This is a genomic window from Arthrobacter sp. Rue61a, from assembly GCF_000294695.2.
In the GTDB taxonomy this organism is placed as follows: domain Bacteria; phylum Actinomycetota; class Actinomycetes; order Actinomycetales; family Micrococcaceae; genus Arthrobacter; species Arthrobacter aurescens_A.
Window position 1 is genome coordinate 3,603,644 of sequence record NC_018531.1, and the last position, 19,937, is coordinate 3,623,580.

The window sequence follows — 19,937 nt, forward strand, 5'->3', positions numbered from 1 at the left end:
ATTTCGGGTCTACCGAACCCTGGCCAGCTTCTCCTCAACTTCAGCGGCTTTTTCGGGCTGACCCGACACAACGTACAGCTCCGAGAGGATGTTCAGTGCTCGTTCCGGCTTGGGGGTCAGCGCCGCAGCACGTTCGATATCCGCAATGGCACCCTCCAGATCCTGGCCGCTGGCTTTGGCGAGTCCCCGTAGGAGGTGGGGCTCCGATGTCCACGGCGAGCGCTCGATCTGCATGTCCAGCGTCTTCTGCGCGGACTGAACATCTCCGGTCCCCAGTTGCCCGATGGAAAGCGCAGTAATCGCCTCCATGGAAGTCGGGTTACGTTCGACGGCGGCACTCGCCCACGTGACTGCGGCATCTGCCGCTGGGCTATCTCCTTGCACGGCCCTGACGGCGAATGCCTGGGCAGCAAGCAGATCCACGTCCTGGTCCCAGGGCCTGAGTGCCTTGGCTGCTTCAAACGCCTCAGTAGCTCTCGGGATTTCGCCCGCGGCGGCTAAGTCAGTACCTGACTTCATGGGTATCTCCGCACTTGCCGCGACACCAGCAACGATGGCGCCCACCAGCGCCAGCCCAACTGCTGATATGCGAGCGACATCAGAAGCCCTACCGCGAGGACTGTCGATCGCCTCTTTCTGCACCGGAGCATTCCCAAGAATGGCACCAGCGAGGACACAAACCACCGCGGTGGTTCCCGGTGAGGTGAAGTGGGTCATGAGTGCGAACCCGTAGCCGCAAGTGGCTGTCAGGGCGCCCATCAGAAATAGTTTGTGTTCATTCAACGGCGAGGTGCGGATACGCCCGACGCCAACCACTAAGACCATGCACACAGCTGCAGCAACGGAGAGAAGGAAGAACAATCCACCCGCACTTACCAGCTGGAGAAGGAGCATGTGCGGGCTGTCCGCGGGGAACTCAGTTCCGACATTTTTGGCGAAGGCATCAGATAGATGAGAAGGCAGTTCGTCCACGAATTGCCCTGCCCCAAGCCCTAGGAACACGTTGCCGGACAGAGCCTGGAGGGATGCCTCCCAGAGATACACGCGGCCCGTAACGGTCTCCATGCTGAACAAACGTTCCGCAACTGAAGGGATGGACCAGGACAAAACTGCGGCAACGCCTACGAATCCCAGGAGGGCGACGATCGCATGGACGGGCTTTCCCGATTTCAACAACTGGAAGGCTTTGAATCCAAAGAGCATAATTCCGCAAATAATCAGAATGAGGATGCAAGCACGGGAACCCGAAGTGACGGTTACAACCCCTGCCGCAGCCGCTCCTATTTGCGCCAATTTATTCTTGGACCATAACGCCGGGGGCAGAAGCAGCAGGCAAGCGACCAAGCCCGCCAAGCCCAGATCTGTGGCATTACCCAACGTCGCTCCGGGTCGTATGTAATCGGCACCACCAAGGGGTCGAAGGCCAGCCGCCTCGGCAACTGCGATCGGCGCCAAAACGAGCATGCTGAAGCACAGCCCATGCACCAGGTACCGCCTGCTTGTTGAAGCGGAGGAACCACCCAAGACACGCGCTCCCACCACCAACAAGCCCACATATAAGAGCAGGACAGGCAGGCCTTCGTACCGCGGCCACCGTCCAACAATGGCAGCTGACAGATCGCCGGAACTCAATGCCGCAATGACATATGTCCCCACTATGGCTGCCAAAATCAGCACCGTAGGACGCCCAGGTCTTGACGTTGCCGGGGCCAGGAGACCCAGGCACAACGCGAGCAACAAAATGGCGATTTTTGGCAGAACGAACCTGTGGAAGCCGCCCGGCAGCATGATCAAGGGTGTTGCGACCAATAAAGTCACACTAAGAAGCGCCATTCGGTGACTACCGAAAGTCGACTCCCAAATGCGGCGTAATGATTGCACTATTTTCCCCCATGATCGACAGGCCCGCCGTATAAGAAATAGCATGTGGCTGACGCAACAACTTGACTTGACTCGGCGTCGAAAATCAAATATATGGGGGCACTCTTGGAAAAATCGAAACTTTCGCGGCAATTACTTGTGCCCGTGGCCGGTTTATCACTCCTCGCAGCATCGTTCTCCGGTGCACCGGCCGCCGTCGCTGCGGGAACTGCAAGCATCAGCGGAAGCGTGCAGATGCAGGCTGGTCTCAATGCCAGCATGATCATCATCGACGCCTACAAAGACGATCTCTACGTCGACGAAGCCCGAATCTGGAGCGGGTCCGGGACTTACACCCTGGATGGGCTGGAGCCTGGCTCCTACAAGGTGAAGTTCAGCGCCTACGGGGACGGTGGTGGCGCACCGGTCAATGTCTCGGAATGGTATGACGACAAGGAACTGGCTTCCTCGGCCCAAACCATCTCGCTGACCACAGGGCAGGCACAAGCCAACGTCTCTGCCGTTCTGAACATGGGCGCGACCGTCAGCGGCAAGGCGACGGTTCCGGCCGGCGTCGACGCCACTAAGATCACCGTGGAGGCCACGCGGGACGGTGAATACAGTTCGTACAGGGCTTCACTGAACGCGGACGGCACCTACTCGCTCACCAACATGATTGCCGGACAGTACAAGCTGAATTTCTATTGGAGCGACGAGGCAACTCCGAGTCCGATCATTTCGAGCTTCCTCGGGGGAAAGCAGTGGTCCTCAGCCACGCTTGTCAACGTGCCCAAGCAAGGCAACGTCACGGGCCAGAACATTACCCTGGCTGCTGCTGGCATCGTCTCAGGAAAAATCACTGTGCCCAGCGGAGTTGACGCTGCCAAGGTCAGTGTCAGCCTCTCGAGCGTACCCTCCGGCAAGTACGGTTACGGCTATGTCAAAGCCAACGGCGACTTCAGCATCGGAGGTCTCGAACCCGCTACTTACAAGGCACATATCTACTGGAACGGAGGAGAAGGCTTCCGCCCTATTGTTGACGCCTATTACGGGCCTCCAGGAGCGACCTTCGACACCGCCACCCTCATTCAGGTGCCGCCTCTCACACCGGTAACAGGTATCAACCAGACATTGGTAACGGGGGCCCAAATAAAAGGCAAGGTGATCGTTCCCTCAGGTTTCTCGAGCACTGGCGTCCGTGTATCGGCAGCAAACTCGGAAACCAATGCCTATGGTGGCAGCGCCGTGCCGGACAGCTCTGGAGCATTCACCATCAGCGGCTTGGCTGCCGGCTCCTACAAGCTGGACTTCTACTCCCAGGACCAAAACCTTGTCCACCAATGGCTCGGACAAAAGCTGGATTCCGGCTCATCCGCGGCTGTGAGTGTTACCACCGGACAAATCGTGTCCGTCGCTAACGAAACCCTCCTTGCAGGTGCGGTGCTTTCAGGTACCCTCGCCATCCCTGCAGGCTCCCAGAGCCAGATGAAATATGTGACGGCGACTGGACCAGGCGGCGTCGGCGGGACGACGGTCGCAGACAACGGAACATTCTCGTTCACCAAGCTGCCTGCAGGCACCTACTCCATCGAATTCAACCGCGCGAGCGGCATCACCACCGACTTGGAAGCGTCTTTCTACAAGGACAAGGCCGAGTCATTGGGTGCAGTTTCGGCAACTGAGGTCACGGTGGCTACAGGTGAAGCCAAGACGGGGCTAACGAGCACGGCGAAGACGGGTGGCACGCTCACGGGCAAGATTGTGGGCACAGATGGCCAGCCGTTGAACAATGTTCCTGTCCGCGTTTACACCAAGGAGGGTTCGCTGGTCACTCGCGGCGCGAACACCATCGCCGATGGCACGTTCAAAGTGACAGGTCTCAGCACGGGAAGCTACCTGGTCTCGGCCAACATGATCCCCACCCGGCCTTCGGGTTCGCTCGGGACCATCTTCTCCGGCAACGTGAAAACGGAAGGGGCTGCGTCGAACGTAGCCACCACAGTGGGTACTAACACTGACATCGGCACACTGAGCTTCGCCACGGCAGGCAACGCAGGAACCGGATTCACCGACGTACCTGCGGGTGGGCAATTCAGCACGGAAATTACCTGGATGGCTACGGCCGGCATCAGCACCGGCTGGACGGAAGCGGACGGCTCCAAGACGTTCCGACCGCTCTCCCCCGTCAATCGTGACGCGATGGCAGCCTTCATGTACCGGCTGGCTGGCAAGCCTTCCTTCACGCCGCCAGCTACATCGCCCTTCGCGGATGTACCCACAAACAGCCAGTTCTACAAGGAAATCACTTGGCTCGCTGATAAGGGTGTTTCCACCGGTTGGACCGAAGCCGACGGAAGCAAGACCTACCGTCCCGTTCAGGCGGTAAACCGTGACGCGATGGCAGCGTTCATGTACCGCTTGGCAGGTAAACCGGCCTTTACTCCCCCGGTTACTTCGCCCTTCACCGATGTGCCCACAGGCAGCCAGTTCTACAAAGAGATCACTTGGCTGGCAGCCCAAGGCATCAGCACTGGCTGGACAGAAGCGGACAACAGTAAGACGTTCCGCCCGGTGAACGCCGTCAACCGCGATGCGATGGCAGCGTTCATGTACCGCTACAACGCAAAGTTCAACGCAAGCTAGTCCCCAAGCAAAATGGCCGGCACCACAAAGTTGGTGCCGGCCATTTCTGCGTGTAGATGAAGGTTCAGTGTTCTCCTGAAAGGCCGGGCAGGAACTCTTCCGGCAGGGTAGAAACGGGAACCAGAACCATGTCCTTCGCCTTCCAGTCCAGGTCAATACATGCCTGTCGGGCTGATTCCAGCTGCTTCAAAGTGGGCATGTCTCCTGCCGGGACAACGAACGTTTCGATGTGAAAGACGTGCCCTTCGTCCCTGATCCGGGATTTTGCTGTTTCTACCCAGTCAAGTCCGCTGAGGTAGCCGTCAATCTCATGGCCCAAGGGGTGAGGTTTGGCGTCGTCGTAAGTCCTGGCACGTTTGTCCATGAGGGCGGTGATTGCTGCTTTGGTGTTGCGTACGCCGTCGTGAAGGATGCTCGCGGAGATGATGAGGGCGGCGACAGCATCCGCCCACCACCAGCCGATACCGATGCCCGCAACTCCGGCAGCAGCGGCGACAGCGGTCTGCCAGTCTGCTTTGTTCATGTCGGCGTCCGCATAGAGGACCTTGTCGTGCAGGGTCTTGGCCAGTTTCATCTTCTTGTGGCCCAAGTACACCGGCGGGCCTGCGGTGAGGAGCATCGCAACAATCATGACCCAGCCAAGCCAGATCGTCTGGCCGAAGAAGTCGAACCCTCCGATGGTGGGGTGCTCTGCCGTGAAGAGACTGATGCCGGAGTCGACAATCAAGTACGCGCCCATGACGGACAAGGCCACAGCCGCTACGACGTGGGCAACGCCAACGGCACGGTGGTAACCGTAAGGATGCTCCTCGGTGGGGCGCTTGCGGATCACGCGGGCGGCAATCAGGAAAGACAGGGGCGGCAGGAACGACAGGACGTCTTCAAGCCACGCGGCCTTCATGGCTTGGGAGTTTCCCAGCAGGAGATAGATCATGGCGGTCGAAACCGCCAGGAACGCCACGGTGATCCACTCGAAGCGGATCGCCTTGCGTAGCGCCTGGTGCTGCTCTTCAGGCAGTTCGGTGTGGCCGAAACGTGAGCTGGCGCTGTCGGGCCGGCTTTGGGTGGCTTTCACTTGGTGCCCTCCGACTCTTTGAGGAACGTATCCAGTGTTAGGAGGAAACCGTTCTCCCCTTTGGCGACCAGCATCACGTGCTTATGCTTTTTCCCGGTGTCGTCCACGGATTCGGTATAGGGCTGCGTCAGCGCTGCGTGCTTTTCCCATGGCGTGTCTTCGCGCAGGCCACCGATCATCAGGTCAAGTTCGCCGTGCTCTACGCGTTCGGCCAGGATGTGTTCGGTGCCCGTGCTCCACTCCACCCTGGCATCCAGTTGCGCGGCGAACCTCCGCACCAGTTCGGCTTCGGTCCCAGTGGGCTCGCCGGAAGACGGGAGCTTCACCCAGTCGCCGTTGGGACTAGCGCCTACCCTGAGCACGCCACCGCTGACCCGGTCGAGTGTGCCCTGGGGATCAGCCGGAACGCTGACTCCGCAGCCCGTTAGCAGAATGACAGCTGCCGTCAGAATAGCCAGTCGCCATCGCCTAGACATATCTCCGCTTCCTCCTATTGCTCTTGCCATAACTATAGGCAGGTTACTTATTATCTACATGTCTTAGTCCCGACCAACTTGGTCCTGATTCTGCCCACGGCGCACAGAGCCCATCGGGAAATAAACAGTCCGTAGACTTATTGGCACTATGGATGACCCTCCTTCACATATGCCCTGGCCCCTCGACCTTCTGACCGGCACGCCGGCCATCACGGGAGAGGGGCGCCCGAATGTATGAATGGATCATGCTCGGTATCGGCCTCGTCCTGACGATTGGTACCGGATTCTTTGTTGCCTCCGAATTCGCGCTGGTCAATCTTGACCGCAACGACCTTGAGGCTCGCCAAGCCCGCGGTGAGAAGCGCCTTGCACCCACCATCAAGGCGCTGAAGATCACCTCAACGCATCTATCCGGTGCTCAGCTCGGCATCACGTTGACCACTCTCCTGACTGGTTACACGTTCGAACCGGCCATCAGCCGGATGCTCAGCGGCCCACTGCTCGCGATGGGCCTTCCCGAGGCCGTGGTTCCCGGAATCGGCGCTGTTGCCGGAATCTTCCTGGCCACCATCTTCTCCATGGTGATCGGCGAGCTCGTGCCTAAGAACTTCGCTCTGGCCCTGCCATTGGCCACAGCCAAGGTGGTTGTGCCCTTTCAGGCACTGTTCACAGCCATGTTCAAACCGGTGATCCTGCTGTTCAACAACACAGCAAACAGCATCATCCGTTCGTTCGGCATCGATCCCAAGGAAGAACTTTCCGGCGCCCGTAGCGCCGAAGAACTCAGTTCCCTGGTTCGCCGTTCCGCGCTTGAAGGGTCCCTTGACCTGGACCACGCCGTCCTACTGCACCGGACCCTGCGGTTCTCCGAACACTCCGCCGCGGATGTCATGACACCACGGGTGCGGATGGCCGCCGTAAATACCACCGACACCGCCGAGGACATTGTTACCCTCGCAACCTCAACCGGATACTCACGCTTTCCCGTTATCGGTCGTGACCGTGACGAGGTCCTCGGTGTCCTGCACGTGAAGCAGGCCTTCGCCGTCGCCCTGGATCAACGCGACCAGGTGACCGCTGCAGAGCTGATGATCGAACCATTGCGGGTTCCGGAATCCATGGGTGTCGATTCGTTGCTTGGCCTGCTCCGGAAGCAAGGCCTGCAGGTAGCGATTGTTTCCGATGAGCATGGCGGTACCGCCGGCATTGTCACCCTCGAGGACCTGGTGGAGGAGATCGTCGGCGAACTCGAAGACGAGCACGACCGCGCCCGAGTGGGTGTGGTCAGGACCGGTCGCTCCATCACCTTTGATGCTTCCCTCCGGCCCGATGAGCTCCTGGACAGGACCGGCATTGCCGTTCCTGACGGCGAGGAGTACGACACGGTGGCCGGATTCGTTACGGACGAACTGGACCGCATCCCCGAACTCGGGGACGAAGTCCGCGTCACGGACGGAACGTTGCGGGTTGAGCGCGTGGTAGGCACCCATGTGGAACGGATCCGCTTTACCCCTGACGAGTCACAGGCACCCCCAAAAAGTCCTCATGACCGCATCGTCGATAACCTCACGCAGGAGCTGACCCATGAGTGAATACCTTCCCGGCATCATCTGGCTGGTGGTGCTCCTGGTGGTGAACGCTTTCTTCGTCGGCGCCGAGTTCGCCGTCATTTCGGCCCGCCGGTCACAGATTGAACCGAAGGCGGAGGCTGGCAGCAAAGCGGCCAAAACCACGTTGTGGGCCATGGAGCACGCGACACTGATGCTGGCAACCAGCCAGCTGGGCATCACCGTGTGTTCCTTGGTGATCCTGAACGTCTCTGAACCGGCTATCCACCACCTCTTGGAAATCCCTCTCGGGCTGACGTCACTGTCCGGTGAAGCGATTGGCATCATCGCCTTCGTAGCCGCGCTGTTGCTGGTGACCTTCCTGCACGTGGTCCTCGGTGAAATGGTCCCGAAAAACATCTCGTTCTCCGTCCCAACCCGCGCAGCGCTGATTCTGGCGCCGCCATTGGTGATGGTCGCCCGGATCCTCAAACCGGTGATCTGGACCCTGAACGGGATAGCGAACTCCATCCTTCGCCTGTTCAAGGTCGAACCAAAGGACGAAGCCACCAGCGCATACACCTTGGATGAAGTAGCCAACATCGTGGAGCAGTCCACCCGGGACGGGATGCTGAGCGACACCAGCGGCACGCTGACCGCGGCGTTCGAGTTCACGTCCAAAACCGTGGCGGATGTCGAAGTGCCTATCGGCGAGATGGTACTCCTGCCAGCCACTTCAACGCCGGCGGACATCCAGCGCGCGGTGGCCGAGCACGGCTACTCCCGCTACATACTCACCGACGACGACGGTACGCCCACCGGTTATTTGCACCTCAAAGACGTCATGGACCTGACCACCCGGGAAAAATTCGACCAACCGGTGCCCGCCAAACGAATCCGCAAACTCGCATCCGCCTACAGCGGCAGCGAACTCGAGGACGCACTGGCCACCATGCGCCGCAGCGGTGCCCACGTCGCACGGGTTTTCGATGCTGCCGGGAACACCACTGGTGTGCTGTTCTTGGAAGACATCATCGAAGAACTCGTCGGTGAAGTACAGGACGCCACCAGTACTTAAGTGCTCCATCCCATCATGGTCATCGGCTGACGTTCTTGGACGCCACAAAAGGCAAATCCCACGACATCTGAGCCCTTTCTGTTGCTTCGCTGATGAGGGATGTCATTTAGTTAGCTTTCTGAGTGTTGTCTGGGTGTCGCCGGTGTGTGGGGGTTGCGGTGTTTCGTCGTGGTGTGGCGTGGTTGCTTGCTTTAGTGGTGGTGGTGGCGCCGGGGTTGTTGGTGGTGCCGTCGGCGGTGGCTGCGGATCCGGTGGTGGAGAACGTGGTGTCGTTCTCGGATGTGCCGGCCGAGTCGCAGTTCGCGACGGAGATTTCGTGGTTGGCCGCATCGGGTATTTCCACGGGCTGGGATGCCGGGTCAGGGGTGCGGCAGTACCGTCCGTTGGAGTCCATTGCCCGGGACGCAATGGCCGCGTTCCTGTACCGGCATGCCGGGTCCCCCGCGTTCACAGCCCCTTCGGTGTCTCCGTTTACTGATGTTCCGGTTGGGGCAGCGTTCTATAAGGAGATCACCTGGCTGGCCTCCAAGGGCATTTCCACCGGCTGGGATGTTGGTGGCGGGAAGCGCGAGTATCGTCCGTTGTCCCCGATTGCCCGTGATGCGATGGCCGCGTTCTTGTACCGGTACGCGGACAAACCAGCCTTCACCGCCCCTTCTGTTTCTCCTTTCGGTGATGTGCCCGCCGGTGGCGGGTTCTATACCGAGATCACCTGGCTGGCCGCGTCCGGGATTTCCACGGGCTGGGATGCTGGTAACGGGGTGCGGGAATACCGGCCGTTGAACGGGATCGCCCGGGATGCGATGGCCGCGTTCCTGTACCGGTACGCAGGACAGAAAGAACCCGCCGACCCTGAGAACCCGGCCGCAGGGACCGTCACGGTAGCCCCGGACGTCGAGATCCTGGAACCGGCCCAACTCCAAACCGCACAAGTCACCAGCAACACGGTGGTCCTGCCCTCGGATCAAGCAACGGACATCAAACCCAACGACGTCCTCGTCTCCGGTATCACCACCGGCACCCCGGACGGGCTGCTCGCCCGGGTGGTCCAGGTAGTCCGGGACCCGGGCGGAACCACCCTGGTGAAAACCAAACCCGCCACCCTGCCCGAAGCCGTGGTCTCCACCGGAGGGCTGCTCGAAGTCACCGGCACCCCGGTGAGCTCCGAGTTCATCCCCGCGCCCGACGTCGTCGTTGAACCAGACGCAGCCCCGACCGCAACCAGAACCGGCCCCGCACCCACACCAGATATGGCCCGGCCGTACGCGGCGGCCTCTGCGGAGGTGTTCAACAAATCCATGGCCTTGACCAGGACCGTCAAGGGCGAGTTCGGCAAACCCGACGCCCCGCTGACCGGTGACGGGTCAGTGACCCTAAAGTCGTCAGTGACGGCCAAGGCCACAGCAAAAATGACACTACAAACCGCCTTCCTGAGCTTGAAGGAAGTCTCCGTAGTCATCACCCCCTCCATCAAGGCCGAACACTCCCTCACGGTAGAGGGATCATTGAAAGGCCAGGCCACCGCCAAACTCGGCGAGCTGAACTCCGCGTTCACGTTCATGGCCGGCCCGGTCCCGGTAGTAGTGACCAGCAACGCGACCATGAACGCGAACTTCTCCCTGGACGGGAACGCCAACGTGGTGTTCTCCTCATCCCAGACCGTCACCAGCAACCACGGATTCAAATACAACAACGGCGCATTCAGCCTGGTCAACGACAAACCCACCACCGCAGGAATCCAGAACGAGTACAAAGCCTCCGCCTCACTGACCGCAAGAGCATCCCTGGACTTCGACGCCACCATCAAGCTCTACGGCGTCGCTGGGATCACTTTCGGAATGGGGCCGTACGCGACCACCACCATCACCGTTACCGCTGCCAGCGGGGAACAGCTCTCCTGGACCTGCCCCTTGGAACTCGGCGTCGAAGGCCGGCTCGGCGTGACGGCAGGCATCGAGATTATGGGCTTCAACCTCGGCGAGTGGGAAGCCACAGTAACCAAGTCATGGCCCCTGTTCACTGCAAACCCCTGCCAAGGCACCACTGTCATCCAGCCCCCACCAACAAACCCCACCCCGACCCCGACTCCCACACCGGAGCCCGAGCCGACTGAGGGGAATAGTCAGCGATACCTGACGGGAGGGTACATGGGAGTCGGTTATGAGGTTCAGGTCGATGGAACTGTCCGTTCGTGGGGCAGGAACGACTCCGGCCAACTGGGGGCAGGCAGCATGCCTTGGCGGAGTCTGCCGGGACCCGTACCTGGCCTCAGCGGGGTCAAATCCGTGGCCGCCGGTTATCAGACTGCCTACGCCATCAAGTCGGATGGCACTGTTTGGGCATGGGGTGACAATTCCACAAATCAGCTCGGTGACGGAACAACCGATTCACGCTCAACACCTGCCCGCATCCAAGGAATTAGCGACGTGATCGATGTAGCGGCGACCTATTACGGGGCCATTGCGCTCAAGAAGGACGGGTCGGTGTGGGCATGGGGCCTGTACACAATGGGGGCGGACGCCATGCATGCAGAGATTCGTCCCGTGCCGCAACCACTATCGGGGCTTTCAAGCATTAAGGCCATCGCTGCAGGGTCAAGTTCGAACTATGCACTTAAGAGTGATGGAACGGTATGGGCATGGGGTGACAACGGCTCAGGACAGCTTGGCGATGGCACGACGACTGAGCGACTGACTCCTGTGAAGGTCAGCAACCTCGCCAGCGTCAAATCCATCTCGGCTGGAAACGGCACTGCTTATGCACTGCAAACGGATGGCACGGCGCGGGCTTGGGGAAGCAACAGCTGGGGGCAGCTCGGCGATGGCACCACAACCTGGCGTTCACTGCCCGTGACAATTGCCGGCCTGTCCGGCGTCGCAGCTCTTGAGGGTGGCGACGGAAACGGCTACGCCCTCATGAAAGACGGGACAGTCCGCGGTTGGGGTTATAACAAACTGGGTGCCGTTGGAAGTGGGGATACCGCGGAGCGGCACCTCCCCACTCCCGTGGTAGGTGTCACCGGTGCAGTTGCCGTTTCCGCCGGATCCGCTTGTGCCTACGTCGTACTGGGAAACGGTGATGCTTTGGCGTGGGGTTGGAACGAATTTGGACAGTTAGGTGACGGGACATACGAAAACCGGGCCAGACCAGTTGCGTTCGGGGTGCAAGGCTCACCGCTGTAAATCTGCTGATGGGTTAGAACTCTCTCGCACCTGTCCAGACCATCAGATGACGACGCCGGAGGCCAGGTTGAAATCCCAACCTGACCTCCGGCGTCGCTCTTTTCATGCGAAGAGGCGGCTACCGCCGCTTAGTTGTTCATGTACTTCTGGTGGTACCGGTACATGAACGCTGCCATGGCATCGCGGTTCACTGGGACGAGTGGCTGGAACGTTTTGGAGCCGTCCGCAGCGGTCCAGCCAGTGGAGATGCCGGCACCGGACAACCAACTGATTTCGGCGTGGAACTGTGCGCCCGGCGGCACGTCAACGAAGACCTGGGAATCCACGAACGCCGGTTTCCCGGCAAAGCGGTACATGAACGCGGCCATAGCGTCGCGATTCACAGGTTGTACCGGCCGGAATGTTTTGGAACCGTTCGCTTCGACCCAGCCCGTCGAAATCCCTTGGGACGCCAACCACGTGATCTCTTTATAGAACTGTGTGCTGGGCGTGATGTCCGCGAACGGAGACACTGCCGGAGCGTTGAATGCGGGTGAACCGGCAAGCCGGTACATGAACGCTGCCATCGCATCCCTGTTCACTGCCTGAACAGGACGGAACGACTTGGAACCATCGGCCTCCGTCCAGCCGGTGGAAATTCCCTGAGCAGCCAACCACGAAATCTCGTCAAAGAACTGAGCACCGACGGGAAGATCCGCGAACACTACCGGAGCCGGGGTGGTCTTGAAGAGCTGCGACCATTCAGTCACGGTACCTTCAGCGAGGACGTAATCCGTCATAGCCCTTGCGGTGATCGTTACTGTGCCGGAGCCCGGGTACGTCCCTGCAGCGACAACGTTCCCGCCGACCAGGTACTCAACACCTTCTGTGGCAGGAATCGTGTACGTGTCGTCCTTCGTCCCATCAACATCCGTAAACGTCACCGGAGCCGGGGTCACCACAAACGGGGTCGCCTTGAACTCATGGGCCCACTCAGAAACGGCACCTTCCGCGAGCACATATTTCTTGAGGGCTCTAGCCGCAACCGTCACCGTCCCAGTGCCCGGGTAAGTACCAGCCGCGACAGCATTTCCGCCAACCAAGTATTCAACCCCGGTCACCTCCGGAATCGTGAAGCTATCGCCTAAAGTTCCGTCTTCATCTGTGAAGAGTACCGGCAATGGGATGACCCAGCTTGGCAAATAGATGTCCAGGGCTGCCGCTGCATCTACCAAGCCCGATCCGCAGCCAGCCGGACATCCACCAGGAAGGGGCCGAGAAGTCGCCTTCAGCCGTCTTTCTAAAGACTCAGGGTTGGTCATGCCACCAAGTTCGGAGAACCACAGAGCCGCGACACCTGCAACATGTGGGGCTGCCATGGATGTTCCCTGCATGAATTCGTAGGCGGGGTCTTCTCTGGTGGTCGCCCCGAAGTTCGATGTCGAAAGGATTCCATTTCGAACGTCAAAACTAATGTCCCCACCGGGAGCTGTGACATCCACGGCGCTACCGTAGTTGGAGTACGGAGCTCTGGCACCGTTCCTTCCACTGGCTGCAACTGTAATCACGTTCTGGCAGTTAGCTGGGCTCGAATCGGCTGCCGGCCTATTGGAATTGCCAGCAGCAACAACTACAGCCGCCCCGGAGTTGTAAGCAAAATTGATCGCGTTTTGGTAGCTGGCGGAGCAGGGGCTAATGCCACCGAGGCTAAGGTTGATGACTCTCGCCGGGTTGGGGTTGATTGGGGCACCAGACACCACACCACCCGCGGCCCATACGATCGAATCGGCGATGTCCGACGTGTACCCGCCGCAGGCGCCCAGAGCACGAAGAGGAAGAATCTTGGCTTCGGGCGCTACGCCCGTTACACCTTTGCCATTCCCGCCGATGGCCGCGACCGTGCCTGCCACGTGAGTTCCGTGCCAAGAAGATACACCTTGTGGGCTGCCCCAATAGCATTGGTTCGCCGAAATCCAGTCGCCTTCGTCTGTCGGATCAGCGTCCCGGCCGTCCCCATCGCGGGCGGCTTGGGAGCTGGAAATCATGTCGTAGCCAGGCAGTACGTTGCCATCGAGTTCAAAATGACTTGTGATGCCCGTGTCCACGACCGCCACCACCACACCTTGACCACGGTTGTACTCCCACGCACCCGGAGCTCTAAGTCCGGCGAAGTCCTCCCACAGATCCCACTGAAGGGAATAAAGCCCGTCATTTGGGTCGGCTGCCGTCTGCATAATGGCGTCGGGTTCCGCGTATTCCACGGCCGGATCTGACCTTAGAGCGTCGAGAAAGACCTCAGCCTCATCCGCAGGAAGGGCTTCATCGAGTTTGACGATGTGTCCCCCGGTTGCGCTCTCGCGCAAATTCGTTGCAAGCACGCCTAGTTTTGTTGCAGCCTGACTAACGGCATTGCCTGCCGTTTCCGCAGCCTGTGCTCCCGCGTTGTCTTCTCTCAGTCCAACGATGAACTGGTCGGTAGCAATCTCGAGAGCAGGCTGCATGGCCTGCGTCGTACTGGAAACGATGTCACTCTCGTCGGCGACTGCTGGAAGTGCAGCCAGTCCTCCGCTGAAAAGGAGTGTTGTCACGGCGACGCCGAAGGTTCTAAGCGATGGCGCGCGGAATCTCTCAAGCATGTTTCTGGGCATCCTAGGGAAGGCGAAAAAGCCAAAGCTGGCTGGTCGCAGGCAACTGGAGATCACCAGCTGACCCCCAGGAGATTGTAAGCAGACTTTTGACTTGCGCTGGATGACCTAACCGTTTATTACACCGTGCAATGGCTGGGTCGTTTGGCTGCCGCCAAAAGCGGGTAACAGTTGACGCATTGAACGCCACATTGAGCAATCCCTACGACTTTTGGGGATTTGCTGTTGCTTTGCTTGTGAGGGATGTCGTCTAGTTGGTTTTCTGAGTGTTGTCTGGGTGTCGCCGGTGTGTGGGGGTTGCGGTGTTTCGTCGTGGTGTGGCGTGGTTGGTTGCTGTGGTGTTGGTGGTGGTGGCGCCGGGGTTGTTGGTGGTGCCTGCGGCGGTGGCTGCGGATCCGGTGGTGGAGAACGTGGTGTCGTTCTCGGATGTGCCGGCCGAGTCGCAGTTCGCGACGGAGATTTCGTGGTTGGCCGCATCGGGTATTTCCACGGGCTGGGATGCCGGGTCAGGGGTGCGGCAGTACCGTCCGTTGGAGTCCATTGCCCGGGACGCAATGGCCGCGTTCCTGTACCGGCATGCCGGGTCCCCCGCGTTCACAGCCCCTTCGGTGTCTCCGTTTACTGATGTTCCGGTTGGGGCAGCGTTCTATAAGGAGATCACCTGGCTGGCCTCCAAGGGCATTTCCACCGGCTGGGATGTTGGTGGCGGGAAGCGTGAGTATCGTCCGTTGTCCCCGATTGCCCGTGATGCGATGGCCGCGTTCTTGTACCGGTACGCGGACAAACCAGCCTTCACCGCCCCGATGCTCTCACCGTTTACGGATGTCCCTGCCGGTGGCGGGTTCTATACCGAGATCACCTGGCTGGCCGCGTCCGGGATTTCCACGGGCTGGGATGCTGGTAACGGGGTGCGGGAATACCGGCCGTTGAACGGGATCGCCCGTGATGCGATGGCCGCGTTCCTGTACCGGTACGCAGGACAGAAAGAACCCGCCGACCCTGAGAACCCTGCCGCAGGGACCGTCACGGTAGCCCCCGACGTTGAAATCCTGGAACCGGCCCAACTCCAAACCGCACAAGTCACCAGCAACACGGTGGTCCTGCCCTCGGATCAAGCAACGGACATCAAACCCAACGACGTACTCGTCTCCGGTATCACCACCGGCACCCCGGACGGGCTGCTCGTCCGGGTGGTCCAGGTCGTCAGGGACCCGGGCGGGACCACCTTGGTGAAGACCAAACCGGCCACCGTGCCCGAGGCCGTGGTCTCCACCGGAGGTTTGCTCGAAGTGACCGCCACCCCGGTGAGCTCCGAGTTCATCCCCGCGCCCGACGTCGTCGTTGAACCCGACGCCGCCCCGACCGCAACGCGGTCCAGCCCCGCACTCACACCAGATATGGTCCGGCCGTACGCGGCGGCCTCTGCGGAGGTGTTCAACAAGTCCATGGCCTTGACCAGGACCGTCAAGGGCGAGTTCGGCAAACCCGACGCACCCTTGACCGGTGACGGGTCAGTGACCCTAAAGTCGTCAGTGACGGCCAAGGCCACAGCGAAAATGACATTAGAGACCGCTTTCCTGAGCTTGAAGGAAGTCTCCGTAGTCATCACCCCCTCCATCAAGGCCGAACACTCCCTCACGGTAGAGGGATCATTGAAAGGCCAGGCCACCGCCAAACTCGGCCAGCTGAACTCCGCGTTCACGTTCATGGCCGGCCCGGTCCCGGTAGTAGTGACCAGCAACGCGACCATGAACGCGAACTTCTCCCTGGACGGAAACGCCGAAGTGGTGTTCTCCTCATCCCAAACCGTCACCAGCAACCACGGATTCAAATACAACAACGGCGCATTCAGCCTGGTCAACGACAAACCCACCACCGCAGGAATCGAAAACGACTACAAAGCCTCCGCCTCACTGACCGCAAGAGCATCCCTGGATTTTGATGCCACGATCAAGCTCTACGGCATTGCCGGGATCACCTTCGGAATGGGGCCGTACGCGACCACCACCATCACCGTCACCACCGCCAGCGGACAGGACCTCACCTGGACCTGCCCCTTGGAACTCGGCGTCGAAGGCCGACTCGGCGTCCTGGCAGGCATCAAAATACTCGGCTTCGACCTCGGCGAATGGAAAGCCACCGCAACCAACACATGGCCCCTCTTCACAGCAAACCCCTGCCAAGGCACCCCGGTCATCAAACCATCCGACCCGGTACCAACCGGGCTCATCGGAGTGGCCGCTGGGATTGAGAGCGCCTTCGCTTTGAAAGCGGACGGGACACTTTGGGCATGGGGTTTCAATGCCTCCGGAAATTTGGGGACAGGCTCCGATGCCTATGCCACCTACGTGCCCGCTCAGGTTTTGGGCCTTCGTAAGGTGACAGCGGTAGCAGCGTACGGATACAACGCTTACGCTCTCAAGAGCGACGGAACAGTGTGGTCCTGGGGAAGCAACTATTACGGCCAGCTTGGCAACTCAAGTGGTGGGCAGTATTCATCGGTTCCACTCGAGGTCCAGGGATTGAACAGCGTCAGGAGTATCGCCACTAACGGAAACACAGCCTACGCGTTGCGCTCGGACGGCACTGTTTGGGCATGGGGAAACAACACCAAAGGCCAGCAAGGGCAAGGCCACACTCTGGGGACAGGCCATACGCCCCTTCAGGTGCAGGGTCTTACGGATGTCACCAAGATCTCGGGCGGCGGAAATTCGGGCTACGCGCTCAAGGGCGACGGTTCAGTGTGGGCGTGGGGGTACAACGGGGAGGGCCAGCTTGGCAACGGAACAACCGTCAACTCCTTGGTACCGGTCAGGGTTTCCGGCCTGGACGGCGTGCGGGACATGGTGGGCACCAGCTATGGCGCCCTTGCCCTTCGCAACGATGGAACCGTCTGGGCTTGGGGTCACAACGGGCTTGGCCTGTTGGCGAACGGAACATACCAGGGACATAGCGATGTCCCCGTTCAAATCCCCGGGCTGAGTGGCATCGAAAACATTGGAGCGAACGTCTATAGCGTCTTCGCATCGAACGGGGCAGATGAGTTCTGGGCTTGGGGCAACAACAACTCAGGAGAACTGGGAGATGGTACCCGCAACACCACCAACGTGCCGATTCGCGTGCAGCAGCTAAACGGTGTCCAGTTTGTCACTGGAGGCCTCTACACGTCCTATGCCCTTACCAGCGATGGCAGGTTCTGGTCTTGGGGAGAGAACGGTTTGGGACAGCTAGGAAACGGCACTACTGCAGACTCATACGTTCCGCAGGAAGTTCCGGCCTTCTGATACAGCGTGCATGTAGCTGGTCCGGTGATTGTCAGTTAGCCCAGTGATTCGATGCGGGTCACGTACCACCAGCTGACCGCGGGAATTTGTAAGCTGCCGTCGGCGGTGACGGCCGGACGTCGCCGATTTTGACAGCTTCCGCGACAGTTGCCTCGGACGGGGAGGGACCTAGCCGATGCGCTCAAACACCATGGTCGCCTGAATACGGTCACCGCCTCCGATCACTCCCTTACTCCCGCTGCTGGCAGTGGTTATGGTGTGGAGCCTGTAGCCCTTGGCGGCTTGATCGTTGATGGCCTTTTCCAGGGAGGGAAGGTTGCCCGAACCGGCGCCCCACATTTTCTCTTTCAGGATCACTTGGAGAACGACGTACTGCTGCATCGCGACACTTCCTTCTGTTTCGGGACGGTTGCGTGCAAGGCTACTCGACGCCGGCGGGGAACCTTTGGGGGGGGTCAGCCCAGTTCGCGGAGGGCGGCGGTCATGTCACCACCCGCATCACCTGTGTTGTCCGTACCTTTTGGCTCGAACAGCAAGGCCTGGACTTCGTTTTCAGCCTTGGGGCAGTGCTCGGTCCCCTTGGGGACCACGTAGATGTCGTTCGGCCCGAGCACCACATCGCCGTCACGGAGCTGAATGGTGAGATTCCCACTGATGACCATGAACAATTCGTCGGTATCGGGATGAGTGTGCCAAACGAATTCACCCTGAATTTTCACAACTTTCACGTCGTAATCGTTGATGCTAGTCAGCCTGTGAGGCTGCCAGTGCGCCGAGATCGAATCAAGGGCGGCATTGATGTTGCGTACCAAATCAGTCATGGATGATCAGCACTTTCTTTCGAGGTCTTTGACGGGAGCCCAACATTTTCACGCGTGCATTCGTGCGCCCTTCACGATCCGGTCAACCACGTTTCGAGGGCCGCGGAGGGCAATTCCCACGAGGTCAAGGTCCTGGGCAGCAACCGCCGCCACCGCTGCCCGGTTGGCTTCATCGTGGCCGGTGGAGAAAAGATCTCGCGTGTACAGGGCAATGGGAATCTCCCGAGCAAGAGACCGCTCCCGCGCTGCCGCCAGGAGTTCCTGCCCGGCAGTGAGCACCAGAACGGGCTGGCGAAGCATGGGAAGGTAGCCGTTCCCGTCTCGGTCCTGATACGGCTCCCCCGTCAGACCCGGGGCACTGGTGGCGATGGCACTCATGAGAAATGCTGTGACGTTCAGCTCTTGCCAGGGCAGAAGATCATCAGCGAGGACCACCACCACTTTCGTGTCAAAGCGAACGGTCGCGGAGGAAGGGGAATCAATGACTGCTGTCGAGTTTTCTTGCATGAACCCAAGCATGGCCGCAGGCAGGAATGGCGGTCTTGTACATTTCTTGCATGGGTAACTCAGTGCACGCATGGCATCCGGCCGTGCCTTACGTGCGCGAGGTGCTGCATGCAACGTTCGACGATCACAGGTACCCGTCCCATACTCACGACGACTGGACGGTGCTTCTGATCGACAAAGGGGCAGTGACTTACGACCTCGGCCGCACCGAGCATCAGGCAGTTCCCGCCTCAATCACCCTGCTACCCCCGCACGACGGTCGCTCCGCCGTCGGAGGTGAATCATTCCGTAAGCGAGTCCTGTACCTGAGTGAAGACTGGCTGCCCGCCAAAGCAGCAGAGGCGGCAGTGGCGCAACCGCTGCTGGTGGATCCGCAGACGGTGGCAACCGTGACCGGCATCCACGCGGCGCTGTCCTTGCCGGCGGATGTGATGGAGGCCGAATGCGGCGTTCTGGCTCTGCGAGAATCGGTCCGCTCCCATTTGGGAACGCCGTCGTCGCCGACGCGGGACGCTCCCCTGGCCCGCAAGCTGCGCGAGATGCTTGATGACCGCCTCTTTGAGTCCTTCACCATTGCCGAAGCGGCCCAGTTACTGGGTGCGCACCCGAGCCACTTGGTGCGCGCATTTTCCAAGGCCTACGGCATCGCCCCTTACCGCTACGTCACGGGGCGCCGCGTGGACCGCGCCCGACGTCTGCTGCTCGATGGCCGCCCGGCTTCTGTTGCGGCGGTTGAGGCTGGCTTCCATGACCAGTCGCACCTCACCAGGCATTTCCGTCGTGTTCTGGGTACCACGCCGGGAGCCTTCACGGCCTGACCTTCACGCCGTCGCGGTTGTA

At 60.1% G+C, this 19,937-nt stretch carries 13 protein-coding genes; 6 read left to right on the forward strand and 7 right to left on the reverse strand.

Translation table 11 applies throughout. The features are described 5' to 3' along the window. Window positions 1-9: 9 nt before the first annotated feature. Window positions 10-1,818, reverse strand: a complete 1,809-nt coding sequence (locus tag ARUE_RS16415; RefSeq protein ID WP_014922513.1) for a polymerase — start codon at window positions 1,816-1,818, stop codon at window positions 10-12. A gap of 297 nt (window positions 1,819-2,115) precedes the next feature. Between ARUE_RS16415 and ARUE_RS16420 the strand changes: the two genes are divergently transcribed. After that, window positions 2,116-4,503, forward strand: coding sequence for an S-layer homology domain-containing protein (locus ARUE_RS16420; protein ID WP_014922514.1), 2,388 nt, complete (start codon window positions 2,116-2,118; stop codon window positions 4,501-4,503). Between the two features lie 64 nt (window positions 4,504-4,567). On the opposite strand, the gene ARUE_RS16425 is transcribed toward ARUE_RS16420, so the two are convergent. Beyond that, complete coding sequence (locus ARUE_RS16425) at window positions 4,568-5,578, reverse strand: cation efflux transmembrane domain-containing protein (RefSeq protein ID WP_014922515.1); 1,011 nt, start codon at window positions 5,576-5,578, stop codon at window positions 4,568-4,570. Beyond that, window positions 5,575-6,054: a transporter substrate-binding domain-containing protein gene (locus ARUE_RS16430; protein WP_043470558.1), complete on the reverse strand. Its 480-nt coding sequence runs from the start codon at window positions 6,052-6,054 to the stop codon at window positions 5,575-5,577. The genes ARUE_RS16425 and ARUE_RS16430 overlap by 4 nt, the downstream gene beginning before the upstream one ends. 230 nt (window positions 6,055-6,284) lie before the next feature. Between ARUE_RS16430 and ARUE_RS16435 the strand changes: the two genes are divergently transcribed. The 3 genes from ARUE_RS16435 (at window position 6,285) to ARUE_RS16445 (ending at window position 11,861) form a co-directional block, all read left to right on the forward strand. Beyond that, window positions 6,285-7,646, forward strand: coding sequence for a hemolysin family protein (locus ARUE_RS16435; RefSeq protein ID WP_014922517.1), 1,362 nt, complete (start codon window positions 6,285-6,287; stop codon window positions 7,644-7,646). Then, window positions 7,639-8,679 (forward strand): hemolysin family protein, encoded by a 1,041-nt coding sequence (locus ARUE_RS16440; RefSeq protein ID WP_011775771.1) that lies wholly within the window; start codon window positions 7,639-7,641, stop codon window positions 8,677-8,679. The genes ARUE_RS16435 and ARUE_RS16440 overlap by 8 nt, the downstream gene beginning before the upstream one ends. Window positions 8,680-8,837: 158 nt before the next feature. Beyond that, entirely contained in the window at window positions 8,838-11,861 is a 3,024-nt protein-coding gene (locus ARUE_RS16445) for an RCC1 domain-containing protein (RefSeq protein ID WP_051025007.1), read from the forward strand. A 128-nt stretch (window positions 11,862-11,989) separates the two neighbouring features. On the opposite strand, the gene ARUE_RS16450 is transcribed toward ARUE_RS16445, so the two are convergent. After that, complete coding sequence (locus tag ARUE_RS16450) at window positions 11,990-14,476, reverse strand: S8 family serine peptidase (protein WP_043470560.1); 2,487 nt, start codon at window positions 14,474-14,476, stop codon at window positions 11,990-11,992. Between the two features lie 311 nt (window positions 14,477-14,787). On the opposite strand from ARUE_RS16450, the gene ARUE_RS16455 reads away from it, so the two are divergent. Next, the gene (locus ARUE_RS16455) at window positions 14,788-17,769 is read left to right on the forward strand and encodes an RCC1 domain-containing protein (protein ID WP_014922520.1); all 2,982 of its coding nucleotides are present in this window, start codon (window positions 14,788-14,790) and stop codon (window positions 17,767-17,769) included. A 168-nt stretch (window positions 17,770-17,937) separates the two neighbouring features. Here the strand turns inward: ARUE_RS16455 and ARUE_RS16460 are convergent, their stop codons facing one another. The 3 genes from ARUE_RS16460 to ARUE_RS16470 all read right to left on the reverse strand — a co-directional run bounded on the left by ARUE_RS16460 (window position 17,938) and on the right by ARUE_RS16470 (window position 19,109). Next, window positions 17,938-18,150 carry a DUF4177 domain-containing protein gene (locus ARUE_RS16460; RefSeq protein WP_011775776.1) on the reverse strand — a complete coding sequence of 71 codons (213 nt, stop codon included), beginning with the start codon at window positions 18,148-18,150 and terminating at the stop codon, window positions 17,938-17,940. A 74-nt stretch (window positions 18,151-18,224) separates the two neighbouring features. Then, window positions 18,225-18,590, reverse strand: a complete 366-nt coding sequence (locus tag ARUE_RS16465; RefSeq protein ID WP_014922521.1) for a cupin domain-containing protein — start codon at window positions 18,588-18,590, stop codon at window positions 18,225-18,227. Between the two features lie 48 nt (window positions 18,591-18,638). Then, window positions 18,639-19,109 (reverse strand): DUF2000 family protein, encoded by a 471-nt coding sequence (locus ARUE_RS16470; protein WP_014922522.1) that lies wholly within the window; start codon window positions 19,107-19,109, stop codon window positions 18,639-18,641. A 14-nt stretch (window positions 19,110-19,123) separates the two neighbouring features. On the opposite strand from ARUE_RS16470, the gene ARUE_RS16475 reads away from it, so the two are divergent. Next, on the forward strand, window positions 19,124-19,915 hold the full coding sequence (locus ARUE_RS16475; RefSeq protein ID WP_014922523.1) for an AraC family transcriptional regulator: 792 nt from the start codon (window positions 19,124-19,126) through the stop codon (window positions 19,913-19,915). Window positions 19,916-19,937 lie beyond the last annotated feature (22 nt).

Coding starts and splice junctions, on each gene's coding strand:
- ARUE_RS16440 (WP_011775771.1), top strand. CDS start 7,639: ATGAGTGAATACCTTCCCGGCATCATCTGGCTGGTGGTGCTCCTGGTG.
- ARUE_RS16465 (WP_014922521.1), bottom strand. CDS start 18,590: ATGACTGATTTGGTACGCAACATCAATGCCGCCCTTGATTCGATCTCG.
- ARUE_RS16420 (WP_014922514.1), top strand. CDS start 2,116: ATGCAGGCTGGTCTCAATGCCAGCATGATCATCATCGACGCCTACAAA.
- ARUE_RS16450 (WP_043470560.1), bottom strand. CDS start 14,476: ATGCTTGAGAGATTCCGCGCGCCATCGCTTAGAACCTTCGGCGTCGCC.
- ARUE_RS16470 (WP_014922522.1), bottom strand. CDS start 19,109: ATGCTTGGGTTCATGCAAGAAAACTCGACAGCAGTCATTGATTCCCCT.
- ARUE_RS16460 (WP_011775776.1), bottom strand. CDS start 18,150: ATGCAGCAGTACGTCGTTCTCCAAGTGATCCTGAAAGAGAAAATGTGG.
- ARUE_RS16435 (WP_014922517.1), top strand. CDS start 6,285: ATGTATGAATGGATCATGCTCGGTATCGGCCTCGTCCTGACGATTGGT.
- ARUE_RS16430 (WP_043470558.1), bottom strand. CDS start 6,054: ATGTCTAGGCGATGGCGACTGGCTATTCTGACGGCAGCTGTCATTCTG.
- ARUE_RS16475 (WP_014922523.1), top strand. CDS start 19,124: ATGGCGGTCTTGTACATTTCTTGCATGGGTAACTCAGTGCACGCATGG.